Origin of the sequence: Microcystis sp. M31BS1 (assembly GCF_020245285.1) — a bacterium.
GTDB lineage: Bacteria > Cyanobacteriota > Cyanobacteriia > Cyanobacteriales > Microcystaceae > Microcystis > Microcystis panniformis.
The window spans coordinates 1-15577 of sequence record NZ_JADBVE010000233.1; the positions used below are offsets into that span (position 1 = coordinate 1).

General features: G+C 42.7%; 15 protein-coding genes. 11 read left to right on the forward strand and 4 right to left on the reverse strand.

The annotated features are described in order from the left end of the window. Positions 1-117: 117 nt before the first annotated feature. From IM509_RS13805 to IM509_RS13820, 4 genes are all read left to right on the forward strand, one after another. Positions 118-465, forward strand: a complete 348-nt coding sequence (locus IM509_RS13805) for a type II toxin-antitoxin system HicB family antitoxin (RefSeq protein ID WP_260441241.1) — start codon at positions 118-120, stop codon at positions 463-465. A gap of 19 nt (positions 466-484) precedes the next feature. Continuing rightward, positions 485-703, forward strand: a complete 219-nt coding sequence (locus IM509_RS13810) for a type II toxin-antitoxin system HicA family toxin (protein ID WP_072924632.1) — start codon at positions 485-487, stop codon at positions 701-703. An 89-nt stretch (positions 704-792) separates the two neighbouring features. Then, complete coding sequence (locus tag IM509_RS13815; RefSeq protein WP_072924629.1) at positions 793-1194, forward strand: STAS/SEC14 domain-containing protein; 402 nt, start codon at positions 793-795, stop codon at positions 1192-1194. Continuing rightward, positions 1187-1630, forward strand: a complete 444-nt coding sequence (locus IM509_RS13820; RefSeq protein ID WP_002787542.1) for an HNH endonuclease — start codon at positions 1187-1189, stop codon at positions 1628-1630. The genes IM509_RS13815 and IM509_RS13820 overlap by 8 nt, the downstream gene beginning before the upstream one ends. Positions 1631-2001: 371 nt before the next feature. On the opposite strand, the gene IM509_RS13825 is transcribed toward IM509_RS13820, so the two are convergent. The 4 genes from IM509_RS13825 to psb32 all read right to left on the reverse strand — a co-directional run bounded on the left by IM509_RS13825 (position 2002) and on the right by psb32 (position 5129). Then, complete coding sequence (locus IM509_RS13825) at positions 2002-2331, reverse strand: DUF4926 domain-containing protein (protein ID WP_002787544.1); 330 nt, start codon at positions 2329-2331, stop codon at positions 2002-2004. Positions 2332-2573: 242 nt separating this feature from the next. Continuing rightward, positions 2574-3392 carry a transglutaminase-like domain-containing protein gene (locus tag IM509_RS13830; RefSeq protein ID WP_002787545.1) on the reverse strand — a complete coding sequence of 273 codons (819 nt, stop codon included), beginning with the start codon at positions 3390-3392 and terminating at the stop codon, positions 2574-2576. A 221-nt stretch (positions 3393-3613) separates the two neighbouring features. Beyond that, on the reverse strand, positions 3614-4213 hold the full coding sequence (locus IM509_RS13835; RefSeq protein WP_052277628.1) for a hypothetical protein: 600 nt from the start codon (positions 4211-4213) through the stop codon (positions 3614-3616). Positions 4214-4445: 232 nt separating this feature from the next. Further along, complete coding sequence (psb32, locus tag IM509_RS13840) at positions 4446-5129, reverse strand: photosystem II repair protein Psb32 (RefSeq protein WP_002787547.1); 684 nt, start codon at positions 5127-5129, stop codon at positions 4446-4448. A 185-nt stretch (positions 5130-5314) separates the two neighbouring features. Between psb32 and IM509_RS13845 the strand changes: the two genes are divergently transcribed. From IM509_RS13845 to mutS, 7 genes are all read left to right on the forward strand, one after another. Further along, the gene (locus IM509_RS13845) at positions 5315-7324 is read left to right on the forward strand and encodes a GAF domain-containing hybrid sensor histidine kinase/response regulator (RefSeq protein WP_052277630.1); all 2010 of its coding nucleotides are present in this window, start codon (positions 5315-5317) and stop codon (positions 7322-7324) included. 74 nt (positions 7325-7398) lie between these two features. After that, complete coding sequence (locus tag IM509_RS13850) at positions 7399-7860, forward strand: hypothetical protein (protein ID WP_052277631.1); 462 nt, start codon at positions 7399-7401, stop codon at positions 7858-7860. Then, on the forward strand, positions 7857-8498 hold the full coding sequence (locus IM509_RS13855) for an LppP/LprE family lipoprotein (protein WP_052277632.1): 642 nt from the start codon (positions 7857-7859) through the stop codon (positions 8496-8498). Before IM509_RS13850 ends, IM509_RS13855 begins: the two co-directional genes overlap by 4 nt. A 58-nt stretch (positions 8499-8556) precedes the next feature. Next, a complete protein-coding gene (recJ, locus tag IM509_RS13860; protein ID WP_185236860.1) occupies positions 8557-10521 on the forward strand; it encodes a single-stranded-DNA-specific exonuclease RecJ in 1965 nt (654 codons plus the stop codon). A gap of 230 nt (positions 10522-10751) precedes the next feature. Next, positions 10752-11891: a glutamate 5-kinase gene (gene proB, locus IM509_RS13865; RefSeq protein ID WP_185236859.1), complete on the forward strand. Its 1140-nt coding sequence runs from the start codon at positions 10752-10754 to the stop codon at positions 11889-11891. Positions 11892-12073: 182 nt separating this feature from the next. Further along, positions 12074-12583: an allophycocyanin subunit beta gene (gene apcB / locus IM509_RS13870; protein ID WP_052278528.1), complete on the forward strand. Its 510-nt coding sequence runs from the start codon at positions 12074-12076 to the stop codon at positions 12581-12583. 149 nt (positions 12584-12732) lie between these two features. After that, positions 12733-15381 (forward strand): DNA mismatch repair protein MutS, encoded by a 2649-nt coding sequence (gene mutS / locus IM509_RS13875; protein ID WP_185236858.1) that lies wholly within the window; start codon positions 12733-12735, stop codon positions 15379-15381. Positions 15382-15577: the final 196 nt, after the last annotated feature.

Genomic DNA, 15577 nt, shown 5'->3' on the forward strand with positions numbered 1-15577 from the left:
GGCTTTGAGCCTAAGTTATGGTAAAAGAATGATGCTCCCATCATAATTTTTTTCCCCCCTTCCCGTTTTCTTAATACTTTCTTTAAGGATTGGCTGAAAGCATTGCCCTGAAAGGCTTTGAGAAACAGAGGAGCGGGCGATTCGGTTGAAGGAGCGATCGCTCAAAGGGATAAATTACTATGTCATACTGGGAAAAAACGAAATAATCAATCAAAGAAAGCTATGATCCAAGAATATCTTAATAAAGCGATGGAAACAGCCCATTATGAACTTTTAGAGGATAATGAGGGATTTTATGGCAACATTCCCAATGCTCCGGGAGTTTGGGCAACCGGAGAAACCCTAGAAGCTTGTCGTCGGGAACTCTTAGAAGTCTTAGAAGAATGGATATTATTGGCAATTAAATTAGGTCATCAATTGCCAGAATTTGACGGTTTATCTTTAAAAATAGATTTAGTCGCCTAACATTTATCTAAGTTGAATCATGCCTTATTTTGGTGCAACTTCTCGTTCTAATTTAATTTCAGCTTTGCATAAAGCAGGATTTCAAGGTTCCTACACAGGGAAAAGACACCAATTTATGGAAAAAAATGGCTTAAGAGTCCGTCTTCCCAATCCTCATCAGTCAGATATTAGTATTAATTTACTCAGTAGAATTCTAAAACAAGCTCAAATTTCTAAAGATGAATGGGAGAAATTGTAACTAGAACTTATGCCATTCCCCTAGATGGGGGTGAAATAATGGGTATCATACATAATAAGAGACGATCTTCATAAAACAGGTCATAGAAAATGCCTACCATAAAAATTCAAGCCCAACTATCTAAAGAAGACTTACTAGAAGCCGTCGAACAGTTAAGCTTATCTGAATTAGAAGGTTTTTTTCAAGATATAATTGCGCTAAAAGCGAAACATCATGCCCCTAGTTTATCAAAAGATGAAACCGAATTATTATTAAAAATTAATCAAGGTCTTTCTCAAGATAATCAAGGCCGTTATCAACTTTTAATCAACAAGAGAAATGAAGAAAATTTAACAGACCAAGAGTACCAAGAATTACTCGAATTGAGCGATCAAATGGAAATTCACCAAACACAATGTCTAGAATATCTAGCCCAATTAGCCCAATTACGTCAAATATCCTTAACGGATTTAATGACACAACTTAGCATCAAACCCATCGTTAATGACTGAAAATAAACTGACAACTCGACTCAAAGAAGTGGTTAAAGCGAGGGCAGATAATTGTTGTGAATATTGCTATTCTCAAGAAAAGTTTGCCACTCAAGGCTTCTCTGTCGAACATATTTATCCTCTGAGTAAAGGAGGTCACACTCATTTAGATAACTTAGCTTTAGCGTGCCAAGGATGCAACAATCATAAATATAATAAAACAGAAGGAACAGATCCCGTTAGTGGGGAAATAGTCTCTCTTTATAATCCCAGACAACAAAATTGGTCAGATCATTTTGCTTGGAGTAATGATTATACTTTGATTATTGGATTAACTTCTATCGGCAGAGTAACAGTAAAAATTTTGCGTTTGAACCGAAAAGGATTAGTTAATCTGCGTCAAATATTATACGCGATGGGAGAACATCCTCCTATTTTAAAAATGATATTTTCTTGATACTTTTTTAAGGATTGGCTGAAAGCATTACCCTGACAGGCTTAGAGAAATAGAGATTCGGGCGATTCGGTTGAAGGGGCGACTTGGTAAAATTGCAAGCATAGAGTACATCTACACCCCTGTATGTAGCTACGCACCTGCTCAAATCCCTTCTTGCGCTCAAATAGGCTTCGATACTTAGATTCGATACTTAGAGAGGAATTGGTTCACTATTGGCAATATTATCGATAAGAGCAGCATTATGCCCACTCTTTCTCGCTTTTCCTCTATTTTACACCCTTATTCCCTTTTTGAGGAAAATTTGCCAAGTCGTGTATTAGAGATTTACTCAATTTTTGTACCCAGTAAGGGGGCAGAGCAGACAGCACAGGTTATGGCCTCTTGTCAACGGGAAAGTCTAGTAAAAAGCGAGTGAAATCTAAAATTTTTTCTTGCTTTTCCTTGGGTAATTTATCAATTAAAGCTGTTAGCTTTTCTGTTAAAGATAACCACGTTTTGCTCTTAGCTTTCCAGAGGATAATAAATTGCTGTATTGGGAGAGGACAAAGGGCTATAGTTTCCCCTCGATCATTACTAAATTCAATTTCGTAACAACCATCATTGTAGTCTTCAACGATTGTCCCTTGTTCTCCCATTCTTAAGTTATATTCAGGCAAGTCAACTAATAATTCAACAAGGTCAAATAATTCGGGTTTAATCATGGTCTTTTTCTTACATATAAAGTTACTAATCTAGCTGTAAGTATCTAAGCACAATTAATTACACATCTAAGCCACTACTCCGTCAGACTTCTGCTGTGATCAGTAAACAGTGAACTGAAAACTCAAATCCGATCCCTAATAGCTGTATCCCGTCTCCCGTCTCCCGTCTCCTCTCTCCTGTCTCCCTTCTCCTCTCTCCTGTCTCGACTAGGAAATTAATTTTGCACGACTACTTACTCTGATTAAGCATAAAGGTGGGAAACATCGATCGTCCATACTTTAAATTTTGTTAAATTTACTTGACCAAAAGAAGTTGTTAGGGCAGCATCAACGGCATCTGAGCCGCGAGTCATTAAAATTCGCCCGATTCTGGGGGTGTTATGACGAGCATCAAAAGTGTACCATTGATGGTCTAAATAGACTTCAAACCAAGCACTAAAATCCATCGGTAGAGGTTGGGGAGAAATACCGATATCTCCGAGATAGCCGGAGGCATAACGAGCGGGAATATTTAGGCAACGGCAAAAAGTCAAAGCTAGGTGATTAAAATCGCGACAAACCCCCGTTCTTTCCCGATAGACATCATAGGCGGTTTTCGTCACCCGCGCGTATTCGTAACCAAAACGAATGTGACTATGAACCCAATCACAAACCGCTTGTACCCTTGCCCAACCGGGGGGAGTTTGTCCGAAAAGTTCCCAGGCAATTTCCGAAAGCAAATCCACTTCACAATAACGGCTACTCATTAGGTAGGGAAAAACTTGGGTTGGTAACTCTGCTAGAGGAATTTCTTGGGCATTCCCATTAACTATATCCGGTTTCCATTCATTCTCGATAACTGCTTCATTGTGAATGCGAATCTGTCCGGCGGGTAAAATTAGACGACTGGTTCGATTACCGAAGCTATCTAAAAATTCTTCTATTTTTGTTGCCGGTTCCACCCGCAAGTTTTCCGATTGTCTCACTTGATCTAAAATTGAGGGGTGTAGATAAAGTTTTAACAACATGACCACGGGTAAGGGTGTATCAAAGCCAAATTCATAACCAACATGGATTAACATTAGTCCTCCTATCTAGATGAAATTTTGTCAGGATTGGTAGAGATGAAACGCCAATAATCGCCAGACTGAAAAAAGTTAGGCCTGACTACTTGGTTAAAAGTTTGAGGAGAAAGTAATAGCCAAGCTGAAAACCGATAAGCTTTGTACGGATTTTTTTTATTGTAAACTGCTTCAAATAAAAGCTTTGTAACTTTGAACACAAGCCATCGGCAGGATTAGAGCTATCGAAAAGAGTCCGGGGTGGATGGTTCCTCTAATAGACGAATTTCAATGGGGATGTAGGCCAGTTTAGCAAAAATCTTTTGTTGATGACTGACGGGCCACCATTCGTAAAGAAAAATTTCTAAAGGTCGCCAGAGAGCCACCCAACCACTAATTAATAGTCCTTCTTCTAAGAAGTGAATAAATGTATCGCTGCCAAAACGACCAATTAATTCGCTGAGACTCAAACAAACAAAAAGAAAGGAGAGACCAATTATCAAAGATATGCGTCCCTGTCGCCAAATTGTGCGTAATTTTCTTTGTTCTCCCTGTTGGCGATAGTCAAAATAATTATGTAAAGCTGAGGGTAACAGATGTCGGGCGGTGTTTTGTTCTGTACTGGGAAGATAAAAGACTAATTTAAGGGGGGTATTTAGGGGAAATTCATCCACAGAGTTAATAATATAATTTTCGGCATTATCGTCTAAATCTCTATCTAAAAATGGCGAAGGATCGAGAGAATTAAAGACTTGCTGTAACTGATTAAGTTTAATTTCAATTAAGTAAGTTCCTTCCTCCTCTCGATAATAGGATTGTAATTGATTCACCAGTCTAGACATTAGTTATTAAGGTTAAGCAAATGGGGTGAACTGATACAACTAAAATCTACTAAGTAGGTAGGCACAATTATTTGTAGGGCGTTGGGTTTCATGCTTCAACCCAACCTACGTTCATCTTATATTTAATTCCAACCACCCACTTAGAAGTTACTTCATCTTGCTCATTCAGGCTGAAGATTGAACTATCTGTGGGAATATTTTAGCTGTATCAGTCCCAGAACATTAATTTAATTTAGCGACCAAAACCAGCGTACCAAAAATAGGTGACCATGGGAATTACTGTGGCTAAAACCAGTAAAACTATCACCCAAATCGTGGCATTTTTATCGTCAGTTTCTTCTGCGGTAGTAAAGGTACTTTCGATATTAATTGTCGCTACTTCTGGGGGTCCGGGATCCGCTTCTCCAGAAAGTACCGCCGTTAGACGACGACTAGCATCGAGTAAAGCTTGATTATATTTTCCCCCATCTTTGAGGGGAACTGCCATAGTTTCCGAGAGGATACTATCAGCAATAGCATCGGTTAATAGGGGTTTTGCTTCCTCGGCAACCCGAATCGCAGTTTTATTGGTTAAAGTATCAAGGACGATGATAGTTTGATTAGTCCGATCTTCAGGATTAGGATACCATTCTCTCAGGATATCATCGGCTAAATTGTCAATTTTTTGACCGTAATCCAAGCGTCGGACTACCACCATTCTCACTTCTTGGCCAGTTTTTTCGGCGAGATTTTTCAGGTCTTTATTTAATTTTCCCTCGTTAGCGGCACTAATGGCCGAAACAGGATCGACTACATAAGTGGGCGCTCCAGAGCTTAAAATGGGGAGGTCATAGACTCCCATGGCAGCAGCCGGTGACAGGGAAACAGCCAAGGCTACACAGCAGGAGAGAAGGAGAGAAGCTAATAATTTGAGCATATTGATTCGGTAAAATTCCTATAGAACATGATAGGGGAAAAGTTTACTGTTTTTTGAGTCGGGAGACAGAAGACAGCAGATGGGAAGCTTTTTTCAGTGAAACTGATAACTGATAACTGATAACTGATAACTGATAACTGATAACTGATAACTGATAACTGATAACTGATAACTGATAACTGATTATGAGTGATTTTGAGGAACTAGAGTCTAAAAAACGGGAAAAAGCCCTAGAAATGCAGGCCCATCGCGATAATTTGCTCTCACGGGTGACAAGATTACTAATTTCTCAAGATATCCACTTGGCGATCGATCATACCCTAGAACTGCTCTGTCAATTTACCCAGAGCGCTCACTGTTACATTATTCAATATTCCACCTGTCGTCAGCAGTGGAGTATGGTTTATGAATACTGTCACCCCGACTATCCGCAAGTTATCCCGATTCGGGAACAATCACAAAATCTCTCGACGGAAACCTTTCCTTGGTTTTCGGAACAATTATTAAACGGTATTCCAGTTAAACTGAACTCTTTAGACGATTTACCCGCTACTGCTATCCCTGAAAGAACTATTCTCGCTCATAGTCCTACTCCCTGTCTCTTAATCGTTCCCATGTGGGATAGTTATGGGGTAACGGTGGGTTATCTGGGATTGGATGCAAGTGCAGAAAAGCAATGGACAAAGGAAGATGTCACCTTTGTGCGTTTGCTGGGAGAATTAATTGCGATCGCACAAAGTAGATATGAAGCGGAAAAAGAATTAAAAGAAGCTAAGGAAGCGGCAGTTAAGGCAAATAAAGCTAAAAGTGAGTTTCTAGCTAACATGAGCCATGAATTACGCACTCCGCTTAATGCTATCTTGGGTTTTACTCGCTTAATATCCCGGGATAGCAGCATCAGCAGTGAATATCGCCAATATTTGGAAATTGTCAATCGTAGCGGGGAACATTTATTAGAGTTAATCAACGATATTCTAGAAATGTCGAAGATAGAAGCAGGAAGAACGGTTTTTAACCCTAGTAATTTCGATTTATACGCTCTTTTAGATAATATTGCCGAAATGCTCCGTCCACAAGCGCAGGCAAAAGCTTTAAGCTTAATTTTTGATCGCAGCTCCGATCTGCCCCAATATATATGTACTGATGAAAGTAAATTGCGACAGGTGTTCATCAATCTCTTGAGTAACGGATTGAAGTTTACCGAGTCGGGAGGGGTGACTCTCCGGGTAAAATTAGGGGAGAAAAGAGAAGATTATCAGCGATTGCTCTGGGAAATTGAAGATACAGGACTAGGAATCGCTCCAGAGGAGATTTATAAGCTATTTCAACCCTTTAACCAAACGGAAACGGGACGAAAATCCCAACAGGGGACAGGATTGGGTTTACCTATCAGTAAAAAATTTGTTGAGTTGATGGGGGGTGCGATCGGAGTTAGTAGTATTCTGGGTCAAGGAAGTATTTTTAGTTTTGATATTCAGGTGGGTTTAGTGGGGGAAAATGAGATTAAAACCGAAACCAATAGGGCAAAAGTTATCGCTTTAGCGGAAAATCAGCCTAAATATCGCATATTAGTCGTCGATGATCGACCGGAAAGCCGTTTACTGTTGCTGAAACTCCTGACTACCCTAGGATTGTCCGTGCAAGAGGCGGCTAATGGTCAAGAAGCGATCGCAATTTGGCAAGCATGGCAACCTCATCTTATCTGGATGGACATGAGAATGCCAGTTAAAGACGGTTACGAAGCAACTAGGGAAATTCGGCGGTTAGAGGCTGATAATCGCGGAAAAACGGTAATAATTGCCCTAACTGCCAGTGCTTTTGAAGAGGATCGCGCCTTGGTTATTGCCGCTGGTTGTGATGATTTCGTGCGTAAACCTTTCCGAGAAGAAGTTATTTGGCAAAAAATGGGCGAATATTTAGGATTAAAATATATTTATGCCGATAACGAGCCAAATCAGCCCAATTATTCGCCAGTTTTCCTCGATTCCCTGCAATCCCTATTAAAATTAATAAGTCCCGTCTGGATTGGACAATTGCAACAAGCGGCGCGAGAATGTGATGATGAAAAAATTATCGCCCTAACCGCAGAAATTCCCCCCGATTATGCTACCCTTGCCCAAGGTTTACAACAGTTAGCCGGAGAATTTTCCTTTGATGCGATCGAAACCATAATTAAAGATTTAAACATATCTTAAGAGAGTATTTTATCTATATCTCAAAAACGTGATATTCTAAAGGCATAAATCCCTAAATATGGCAATTTTAAAGGATGAAACTGTTAAAAATGCTCATCGGTACTTTCTTAATACTACCGATTTTTTCCGTTCATGCTCAAGTCCCCTCGCTGCCCCCAATCAAGCAAAATTCCCCCAATCTTGGTGATCTACCGAATGATCCCACCCAGCAGAAAAATTGGGTTTGTAATCGAGGGGATCAACGCATTGCCGTGGCTGCTAAAGAAGAGAAAGGTTGGAAAGAATTAATTGAAAAACAAGGTTGGCAATGTCGTGAGGGAAATACCGACATACCCGATAAAACTCTCGGCTTTTCCTGTGAACCAGAACAAACCCTCGGCCTCTTGACAGTTTACTGGTTAAATGGTAGTAATGGTCAACAACAATTAAGCCAATGGCGAGATAAATTAGCGGAACAACAGGGGATGGTTTGTACCATTAATAACGTGCAGTTATTCGATACTCAAGAAAATATACCCAATCCATTACAACCATGATTAAATTAGCAGTTTTGCCTCAATCTATCCTCCTGGGTATCAGTTTACTATTAAACAATTCTCTGCCCTTACTTGCCCAATCTACACCCCTGAGCGTGGATAATTTAAGAAATACCGTCTATAACATTCCCAATCGGGGTTCCGTAATTGTCAGCGATGGTATTTTTCAATCTAACGAGGGACAAATTTTAGGAGTACAAGTCAGTCGAGAAGCTTTGATGGGGGACTATAATAATGATCAAAGGACTGATGGTATTGTCGTATTAAGAGTGATTACCAGAGATCAACAGCAATTACATTATTTAGCCCTAGTGATCGATAATAACGGTACTGCCACTAACACTGATACTGTCCTGTTAGCCGATCGAGTAGTTGTCGATAATCTTAGTGCTAAAGATGGTACGATCACCGTCAACATGAGAAGATTTCTCCCCCGGGATCCTTCCTGTTGTCCGTCGGGAGTTATCACCCAACAATTTGCGATTAATCCTAGTATTAATCAATTGACTTTACTGAGTACCAATGAAAGTCAACCCACCACCCCCAATGTGCAGGTAGTACCCGCTTCCCCCCTGAGAATTAATAATAGTAATCTCCCCTTTCAACCTGCTGCTGGGGCCATCCAAATCCGCTTTTAAACCTGTTTTTGGTGCGTTACGCTGTGCTAACGCACCCTACCTTTTTACTTAACAAAAAATGCCCTATAAATATCCCATCCAACGCTGGTATATTGCCGCAACTAATCCCGAAAAAATTGAGGGGTTAGCGCGGGAAATGGGATTATCATCCTTATTAGCAACTATCTTAATTAATCGCGGTATTGATACCCCCGAATTAGCTAAAACTTATATAGATCCTGAAGCGGATATCCTACCCTCTCCCCTGGGAGAATTTCCCGACTTAGAAAAAAGTGTCAATTTATTAGTAAAAGCGATCGCCTCCGGCGATAAAATTGCTATCTGTGGGGACTACGATGCCGATGGCATGACCAGTACATCTTTACTGCTAAGAGCCTTGAGACATCTCGGCGCTAGGGTAAATCATGCCATACCCAGTCGCATGAAAGAGGGATACGGAATTAATCAGCGCATTGTCGAAGAATTTGCCGAATCGGGAGTCGGATTGATTCTCACCGTTGATAATGGCATTTCCGCTCACGAACCGATCGCCCTAGCGATAGAATTAGGATTAAAAGTTATTATCACCGATCATCACGATCTGCCGCCAATTTTACCAAATGCCTCCGCTATTCTCAACCCGAAATTATTAACCCCTAACTCTCCCTATCAGGGATTAGCGGGGGTGGGAGTCGCCTATATTTTAGCGGTGACAACTGCCCAAAAAATGGGTAAATTACAGGGATTAACCGAGTCATTATTAGCATTATTTACCCTAGGCACTATAGCAGATTTAGCTCCATTAATTGGGGTAAATCGTCGCTGGTTAAAACGGGGTTTAAGAAAATTACCCAAATCCCAATTAGTCGGGATTCAATCCCTGATGCAAATAGCGGGAATTAGCGAGGAACAAAAGCAATTACAACCGGATGATATTGGCTTTAAATTGGGGCCGAGAATTAATGCCATTGGCAGAATTGGTGATCCCCAGATAGTTATTGAATTATTAACCACCGATGAGGCGGGAATTGCCTTAGAAAGAGCGATGCAGTGCGAACAAATTAATCGTACCCGTCAAGAATTGTGCGAAAAAATTGAAGAAGAAGCGATTAAATTAGTGGAAGAAACGCCAATTCTTTGGCAAAAAGATCGAGTTTTAGTCTTAGTCGAAAAAGATTGGCATCATGGGGTAATTGGTATTGTAGCTTCCCGTTTAGTGGAACGCTACGGAGTGCCAGTTTTTATCGGTACTTACGAGGAAGAAGATGCGGGTAAAATTCGCGGATCTGCCAGAGGAATTGAAGAATTTCACGTTTTTGAAGCTCTGCAATTTTGCCAAGATTTACTAGGAAAATTTGGCGGTCATAAAATGGCGGGGGGTTTTAGTTTACCCACAGCTAATTTACTAGCATTTAAACAAAGATTAAGTCAATTTTCTCACAAAATTTTACAAATAGAACAATTAAAACCTTTAATTAAAATTGATACTATCATTGATTTTAAACAAATCACCCTGCAACTTTTTCAACAAATTGATAGTTTACAACCCTGGGGAATTGGCAATGAATTACCAGTTTTTTGGACTCCTAACGTGCGAGTAGTGGAACAGAAAACTATCGGAAAAAATCATTTAAAATTATTGCTGGCTCAAAGGGATGATACCAGAATTAAAGCCCTAGCATGGCGTTGGGGCGAATATTGTCCTTTACCAACTCGTTTAGATATTGCCTATAAACTCAAAGAAAATACTTGGAATGGTAATACAACCATAGAGATTGAATTAGTGGGAGTGCGATTACCCCAAGAAAATAATAATATTAAAAAAGCAATTTTTATGCACGCCGATAAAATGTATCAATGTAGTTTTTGGGGTGATTTAAACGAGATTCGCATCAAAAATGAACAGGGCGATATTTTAGTCGTGCAGAAAGGGCAGCGAATTGGTTTATTAGGCAAAAATCGGCAACAAGCTAGAGAAGTCAACGTGACTGAAACCCGTTTTTATACTTTAATTAAAGTTGCCATCAAAGCTTTGGCTATCTAGCGCTGGCTGAATAAATCTAATACCAAATCCGTTTTTAATAGTGTGATTAACTCTCAAGTTATGAATTGTTTCTCCCCACACCCCACACCCCACACCCCACACCCTACACCCCACACCCCACACCCTACACCCTACACCCCACACCCCACACCCTACACCCTACACCCCACACCCTACACCCTACACCCCACACCCCACACCCCACACCCTACACCCCACACCCCTTGACGATGAACCAAACCATAGTGATCAAAATCGGTACTTCCAGTTTGACCGATAATGAAACCGGCCAATTATCCCTATCCACGATCGCCGCTTTAGTGGAAGTCCTCACCCGGTTGCGTGCCGCCGGTCATCGGGTGGTATTAGTATCATCTGGGGCCGTGGGGGTGGGCTGCCGTCGTCTGGGAATACAGGAAAGACCGAAAAAAATCGCCCTCAAACAAGCGATCGCCGCCGTCGGTCAAGGTCGTCTGATGCGGATCTATGATGACCTCTTTACCAGTCTTGGTCAACCGATCGCCCAAATTTTGCTGACCCGTCCCGAATTGATGGAACGCACCTGTTATGTCAACGCCTATAATACCTTTCAGGCTTTGTTTGAATTAGGGGTGATTGCCATTGTCAACGAAAATGATACGGTGGCGATCGATGAGTTAAAATTCGGCGATAATGACACTTTATCAGCCCTTGTAGCCAGTTTAATCGAGGCTGACTGGTTATTTATCCTCACCGATGTGGATCGCCTCTACAGTGCCGATCCGCGGCTATTTCCCGAAGCGGCGGCTATTGCCCGAGTTACTCCCGCGCAATTAGCGCAACTATCGATCGATGCCGGTAGTAGTGGCAGTCAGTGGGGGACCGGGGGTATGGCGACGAAATTGGCGGCGGCCCGGATTGCCACCAGCGCCGGGGTAGAAATGGCGATTACTAGGGGACGGCAGCCCGGTAATATCTTAAAAATTATGGCAGGAGAGGCGATCGGAACCCGTTTTGAGGCCCAAAAACGCAGTGATAACGCCCGCAAACGCTGGATCGCCTACGGACTACTGCCTATGGGTAAAATCTATCTCGATGCTGGGGCGATTCAAGCCATTTGTCAGGGGGGAAAATCTCTCCTTGCGGCCGGGATTACCAAAGTGGCAGGGGAATTTAGCGCCTCCGAATCGGTGCAATTGTGCGATCAAGAAGGCCGGGAATTGGCCCGGGGAATTGTTAATTATAGTAGTGAGGAGATCGATCGAGTGAAAGGTCAACATTCCGAGCGTATTGCCAGTTTATTAGGTTATATAGCCGCAGAAACCATCATTCATCGGGATAATCTCGTCATTTTGAGTGCCTCGTCCACCACCTCGACTAATAAGGGATAATTCCGCCACCCAGCGCCGGTCCAGCCAATGCCTTAAATGTAAAGAAATGTCTCAAAAAAACAACAAATTGTTAGACAAGCAAGAGAGTTAGACTAGGGATGTCCCCCGAAGTTCAACCCTGTGAGATTATAAATAAAGCGAAACTCAAAAATGTCTTTATTGCTGTTGGGAGAAACTTAATAATGCGAGACGCGGTAACTAGCCTGATTAGAAAATACGATGTCACCGGACGTTATCTCGATCGAGATGCGATCGATAATCTTAAACAATATTTTGCCTCGGGAACTGCCCGTCTAGCTGCCGCCGCCCTCATTAACGCTAATTCGGCGGCGCTCGTGCGTGGGGCGGCGATTCGTCTATTTGAAGAAGTTCCCGAATTGATCCGCGCCGGGGGTAATGCCTACACCACCCGTCGTTATTCTGCCTGTCTGCGGGATATGGATTACTATCTCCGCTATGCCAGTTATGCGCTGGTGGCTGCCGATACTAATGTTCTAGATGAACGGGTACTGCAAGGACTGCGGGAAACCTATAATTCCCTCGGGGTTCCCATCGGTCCGACGGTGCGCGGTATCCAAATCATGAGCGAAATGATTCAAACCATGGCTAGTGAGGCGGGTATTGCCGACACCTCTTTGATCGCTGAACCCTTTGATCATCTCACTCGCGAATTAAGCGAAGTGTCTATCTAAATTCAGTTGTCAGTTATCGCTTATCGGTTTTGTCCGTTCAATTTTTGATGGAACTAACCCGCATCAGTACCCACTCTCAGCCTAGGGGAGTGGGGAAGGTGCAGCAAGGGGAACAGTTGATTAAAACATTGTCCAGCTTTCTTTGACCCATGACTCTCCCCTCGGATTTTCCCCTAGAACCACCGGCTACCAATAAAGATCCCCATCGTGATTATCGCGGACTCGATCGCGATAAACTCACCCCCATGTATCAGCATTATGTGGAGGTAAAAGAAACCTATCCCAATGCTCTTTTACTCTATCGTGTGGGCGATTTTTTCGAGTGTTTCTTTCAGGATGCGGTGATTATCTCCAGAGAATTAGAATTAGTTCTCACCAGCAAGGAAGGAGGTAAAGGGATTGGGAGAGTCGCCATGACCGGGGTTCCCCACCACGCCCTAGAGCGCTATAGTCGTTTATTGGTGGAAAAAGGCTATGCGGTGGCGATTTGTGACCAAGTAGAGGATTCGACGGAAGCAGCCGCCGAAAAACGGCTAGTAGAACGCGCTATCACCAAACTGCTCACCCCCGGAACCCTCACCGATGAGGGAATGTTAAACGCAAAAAAGAATAATTTTCTGGCTGCAGTGGTGATCACCGGAGAAAATTGGGGATTAGCCTATGCAGATATCTCCACCGGAGAATTCTACACCACCCAAGCCAGCGATTTAACGGCTTTAAGCCTAGAATTAAGCCGTTTACAGCCCTCAGAAATCCTTTTTCCCATCAATGCCCCCGATTTAAACCGTATTTTGCGCCCCGGGGAAAAATCCGACCATCTCCCCCCCTGTTTACCCGATAGTTTTTGTTATTCTCTCCGTCCCCAAACTATCTTTACTCTCACAGAAGCGAAAAATCGTCTCCTAATCACCTATAAAATGCGTTCCCTAGAGGGGATGGGCTGCGAACATTTACCCCTTGCTATTCGCGCCGCCGGAGGCCTATTAGAATACATTGAAGATACCCAAAAAGCCAATCAAGTCCCCCTACAACCTTTAAAAACCTACTCTATCTCCGAATTTTTGATTTTAGATGGGCAAACCCGTCGTAACCTTGAAATTACCCAAACGGTGCGCGATGGTAGCTTCTATGGTTCTCTATTATGGGCGATCGATCGTACTTGTACGGCCATGGGTAGTCGCGCCTTACGTCGTTGGTTACTGCAACCGCTCTTAGATTCTCGCGGTATTCGCGCCCGTCAAGATACTATCCAAGAGTTAAAGGATAATCCCGCCCTGCGCCAAGATATTCGGCAAAAATTAAGGGAAATCTACGATATAGAACGTTTAAGCGGTCGTGTTGGCGCAGGAACGGCTAACGCCCGCGATTTACTTTCCCTAGCGGCATCTTTAGTCAAATTAGCCGATTTAGCGGCTTTGGTTGCTTCGGGAAATTCGCCCTATTTGAAAGCTTTACAGCAAATTCCCGCCGATTTGGAAAAATTAGGCCAGCAGGTGATCGCGCATCTGGTGGAATCTCCTCCGCTGCATCTGAAGGAAGGGGGGGTGATTCGCGAGGGAATTGATGCCCAATTGGATGCCCTCCGGCGCGACTATCAGGAAGTAATCGATTGGTTTAAGAATCTGGAGACGACAGAGAAAGAAAGAACGGGGATTAGCAATCTTAAGGTTAATTATAACAAAACTTTCGGTTATTATATTAGTTTACCCCGCAGTAAAGCCGATTTCGCCCCAAAAGATTATGTGCGTAAGCAAACTTTAGTCAATGAGGAACGTTATATCACCACCGAGTTAAAGGAGAAAGAAAATATAATTCTGACGGCAGTAGATGAATTAAATAAATTAGAATACGAGATTTTTAGCGATTTACGCCGTCAAGTAGCCGAATTTTCCCCAGAAATCCGGGAAGTGGCCACAAAAGTCGCCGCTTTGGATGTGTTGGCAGCATTGGCAGAAATCGCCGTTTATCAGGGATATTGTCGCCCAGAAATCGCGGATGGTCGTCTTATCGATATTAAAGATGGTCGTCATCCCGTGGTGGAACAATCCCTTGGGGCTGGCTTTTTTGTGCCGAATTCGATTAATTTGGGCAATCAGGAGGGTTTAGAATACCCTGACTTGATTATTCTCACTGGTCCCAATGCTAGTGGCAAAAGTTGTTATCTGCGACAGGTGGGATTAATTCAATTGTTAGCCCAAACCGGCAGTTTTGTCCCAGCAAAGTCGGCCAAAATCTCCATCTGCGATCGCATTTTCACCCGGGTGGGGGCTGTGGATGACCTCGCTACTGGCCAATCCACCTTTATGGTGGAAATGAACGAAACTGCCAATATTCTCAATCACGCCACAGACAGATCATTAGTATTATTAGACGAAATTGGCCGGGGTACAGCCACTTTTGACGGTTTATCCATAGCTTGGGCTGTGGCGGAGTATTTAGCCACGGTACTGCAATCGCGGACGATTTTCGCCACTCACTACCACGAACTGAACGAATTAGCTTCAATTTTAGAGAATGTGGCTAATTATCAGGTAACAGTCAAAGAATTACCCCATGAGATAGTATTTTTGCACCAAGTACGACCGGGAGGCGCGGATAAATCCTATGGTATCGAAGCGGGAAGATTAGCCGGTTTACCAGCTTCTGTGATCGATCGTGCCATGCAGGTGATGGGTCAAATCGAAAAACATAGTAAAATTGCGATCGGTTTGCGTCAGGGAATTAAGAAAATTAAACCGGTTAAGTCGGATAATTCCCCCTCTCTGCAGCAGTTAGACATTTTTGATGACAGTAAGTAGGGTTTGCTGAATAAATGTGAAATGTAGGCAAAGTAAGGGTTTTGGGGCTTTTCTCCCGAAACAGGTGCAAGATTTTGAGAGAATCGTCGTTCAAAACCTTGCGTCTTCATCGGCCCGCGTCCTGTAGGGGCGAAGCATTCGGGCAATAACCTATCGGTGAAACCGTAGATTTTCTATCCGAATGCTTCGCCCGTAC

Bases quoted from the DNA above. Each gene is read 5' to 3' on its own strand.
- IM509_RS13810 (WP_072924632.1), top strand. From the start codon at position 485: ATGCCTTATTTTGGTGCAACTTCTCGTTCTAATTTAATTTCAGCTTTG.
- IM509_RS13815 (WP_072924629.1), top strand. From the start codon at position 793: ATGCCTACCATAAAAATTCAAGCCCAACTATCTAAAGAAGACTTACTA.
- IM509_RS13820 (WP_002787542.1), top strand. From the start codon at position 1,187: ATGACTGAAAATAAACTGACAACTCGACTCAAAGAAGTGGTTAAAGCG.
- IM509_RS13825 (WP_002787544.1), bottom strand. From the start codon at position 2,331: ATGATTAAACCCGAATTATTTGACCTTGTTGAATTATTAGTTGACTTG.
- IM509_RS13830 (WP_002787545.1), bottom strand. From the start codon at position 3,392: ATGTTAATCCATGTTGGTTATGAATTTGGCTTTGATACACCCTTACCC.
- IM509_RS13835 (WP_052277628.1), bottom strand. From the start codon at position 4,213: ATGTCTAGACTGGTGAATCAATTACAATCCTATTATCGAGAGGAGGAA.
- psb32 (WP_002787547.1), bottom strand. From the start codon at position 5,129: ATGCTCAAATTATTAGCTTCTCTCCTTCTCTCCTGCTGTGTAGCCTTG.
- IM509_RS13845 (WP_052277630.1), top strand. From the start codon at position 5,315: ATGAGTGATTTTGAGGAACTAGAGTCTAAAAAACGGGAAAAAGCCCTA.
- IM509_RS13850 (WP_052277631.1), top strand. From the start codon at position 7,399: ATGAAACTGTTAAAAATGCTCATCGGTACTTTCTTAATACTACCGATT.
- IM509_RS13855 (WP_052277632.1), top strand. From the start codon at position 7,857: ATGATTAAATTAGCAGTTTTGCCTCAATCTATCCTCCTGGGTATCAGT.
- recJ (WP_185236860.1), top strand. From the start codon at position 8,557: ATGCCCTATAAATATCCCATCCAACGCTGGTATATTGCCGCAACTAAT.
- proB (WP_185236859.1), top strand. From the start codon at position 10,752: ATGAACCAAACCATAGTGATCAAAATCGGTACTTCCAGTTTGACCGAT.
- apcB (WP_052278528.1), top strand. From the start codon at position 12,074: ATGCGAGACGCGGTAACTAGCCTGATTAGAAAATACGATGTCACCGGA.
- mutS (WP_185236858.1), top strand. From the start codon at position 12,733: ATGACTCTCCCCTCGGATTTTCCCCTAGAACCACCGGCTACCAATAAA.